The organism is Sphingorhabdus sp. 109, from assembly GCF_902506555.1.
In the GTDB taxonomy this organism is placed as follows: Bacteria; Pseudomonadota; Alphaproteobacteria; order Sphingomonadales; family Sphingomonadaceae; genus Parasphingorhabdus.
The window spans coordinates 202,501-205,000 of sequence record NZ_LR732707.1; the positions used below are offsets into that span (position 1 = coordinate 202,501).

Annotated in this window: 1 tRNA gene and 2 rRNA genes (1 of these 3 cut by a window edge); all 3 read left to right on the plus strand. The window is 52.8% G+C overall.

Annotated elements, in window-relative coordinates:
* Positions 1-1,707 (plus strand): 23S ribosomal RNA (locus tag BOSE62_RS00985); it begins 1,096 nt to the left of the window's first position.
* A 160-nt stretch (positions 1,708-1,867) separates the two neighbouring features.
* Positions 1,868-1,982: ribosomal RNA gene (rrf, locus tag BOSE62_RS00990) — 5S ribosomal RNA — on the plus strand.
* Between the two features lie 133 nt (positions 1,983-2,115).
* Positions 2,116-2,192, plus strand: a tRNA-Met gene (locus BOSE62_RS00995).
* Positions 2,193-2,500: the final 308 nt, after the last annotated feature.

The following is a 2,500-nucleotide window of genomic DNA, read 5'->3' on the forward strand; positions in this document are numbered from 1 at the left end:
GGTTGGCTTAGAAGCAGCCATCCTTTAAAGAAAGCGTAACAGCTCACTGGTCTAAATAAGGGTTCCTGCGGCGAAGATGTAACGGGGCTAAAGATATGCACCGAAGCTTAGGGTTCAGAATTTATTCTGAGCGGTAGCGGAGCGTTCCGTAAGCGGATGAAGCCGAAGGGTAACCGACGGTGGACGTATCGGAAGTGCGAATGCTGACATGAGTAGCGATAAACAGTGTGAGATGCACTGTCGCCGAAAGACCAAGGGTTCCTGCTTAAAGCTAATCTGAGCAGGGTGAGTCGGCCCCTAAGACGAGCCCGAAGGGGGTAGTCGATGGGAACACGGTTAATATTCCGTGACCTGGTGGAATGTGACGGTTCACGTGTGTTGTCTGATCTTATTGGATTGATCAGGCTTCGAAGTGGATCCAGGAAATAGCTCCACCATATAGACCGTACCCGAAACCGACACAGGTGGTCAGGTAGAGTATACCAAGGCGCTTGAGAGAAGTATCCTGAAGGAACTCGGCAAATTACCTCCGTAACTTCGGGAGAAGGAGGCCCTGCCAGAAGGCAACTTTTGGCAGGGGGCACAAGCTGGGGGGTAGCGACTGTTTAGCAAAAACACAGGACTCTGCTAAGTCGGCTTCAAGACGACGTATAGGGTCTGACGCCTGCCCGGTGCTCGAAGGTTAAGAGGAGAGATGAAAGTCTTGAATTGAAGCCCGAGTAAACGGCGGCCGTAACTATAACGGTCCTAAGGTAGCGAAATTCCTTGTCGGGTAAGTTCCGACCTGCACGAATGGCGTAACGACTTCCCCACTGTCTCCAGGATATGCTCAGCGAAATTGAATTCTCCGTGAAGATGCGGAGTACCCGCGGTTAGACGGAAAGACCCCGTGCACCTTTACTGCAGCTTCAGAGTGGCATTAGGAAAGAATTGTGTAGAATAGGTGGGAGGCTTTGAAACTTGGGCGCCAGTCCGAGTGGAGCCATAATGTGAAATACCACCCTATTGTTTTCTGGTGTCTAACCTAGATCCGTTATCCGGATCAGGGACCCTCTGTGGCGGGTAGTTTGACTGGGGCGGTCGCCTCCTAAAGAGTAACGGAGGCGCGCGATGGTTGGCTCAGGACGGTTGGAAACCGTCTGTTAGAGTGCAATGGCATAAGCCAGCCTGACTGCGAGACTGACAAGTCGAGCAGAGACGAAAGTCGGTCATAGTGATCCGGTGGTCCCTCGTGGAAGGGCCATCGCTCAACGGATAAAAGGTACGCCGGGGATAACAGGCTGATGATTCCCAAGAGCTCATATCGACGGAATCGTTTGGCACCTCGATGTCGGCTCATCACATCCTGGGGCTGGAGCAGGTCCCAAGGGTTTGGCTGTTCGCCAATTAAAGTGGTACGTGAGCTGGGTTCAGAACGTCGCGAGACAGTTTGGTCCCTATCTGCCGTGGGCGTCGATAATTGAGAGGAGTTGACCCTAGTACGAGAGGACCGGGTTGAACATACCTCTGGTGTACCAGTCATGCCGCCAGGCGTGCTGCTGGGTAGCTATGTATGGACGGGATAACCGCTGAAAGCATCTAAGCGGGAAGCCTCCCTCGAGATAAGTTATCATAGAGTCGTGGAAGACCACCACGTTGATAGGCTGGGTGTGGAAGTGCGGTAACGCATGAAGCTAACCAGTCCTAATTACTCAATTCGCGCTTGTAGAATCCCGCCATCAACAACAATGTTGGAAACAGCATGTTGCCAGATGAACGGACAATTAGGCTCGGCCCATGGTCAATATGCACGGCATCAAATACCGTGCATCATCTTGCCACATCGATTAAAAGACCCGTGATTACAGCTTATGCGCCTGCTTCATTGCTTGGTGGCCATAGCGCCTGTGCCCCACCCGATCCCATCTCGAACTCGGCCGTGAAACCAGGTTGCGCCGATGGTACTTTGTCTCAAGGCATGGAAGAGTAGGTCGTCGCCAGGCATTGCAGCAGGCGCATTAATCTGTACCCACGTGGAAATAACCCATTCACCTTTTCATAAGCGGCCTGTCCCTCATAGGGCCGGCCGCTTTTTTACTGTCTGGACCAGCGCATTAGCCTCTCCAGACATGTTGGCGCGGGATGGAGCAGTCCGGTAGCTCGTCAGGCTCATAACCTGAAGGTCGTAGGTTCAAATCCTACTCCCGCAACCAAACCAATCAAGGGGCTAGTCGAAAGGCTAGCCCCTTTGTTTTTGGATTTGCCACAGGTGCAGACCGCGATTCTCAGGGGTCTGAATTGTCTTTTGTGCCTTGTGGAAGTGTCAGCACGAAGGTTGCGACGCAAAACGCTTTGACAGCTGATTGAGAGAGCGGAGGCGGTCGTTCTGAAACCGGTGCTACGAGCCTTCGAGTATCGTTGCCGTCATTGCTTGAAACTCTTCCTTTAAAAGGACACCGCGATCACGCAAATTGGGAGGCGTTCCAACTCTCCCGGAACAGCCGTTTTTGGGATGGCGGGC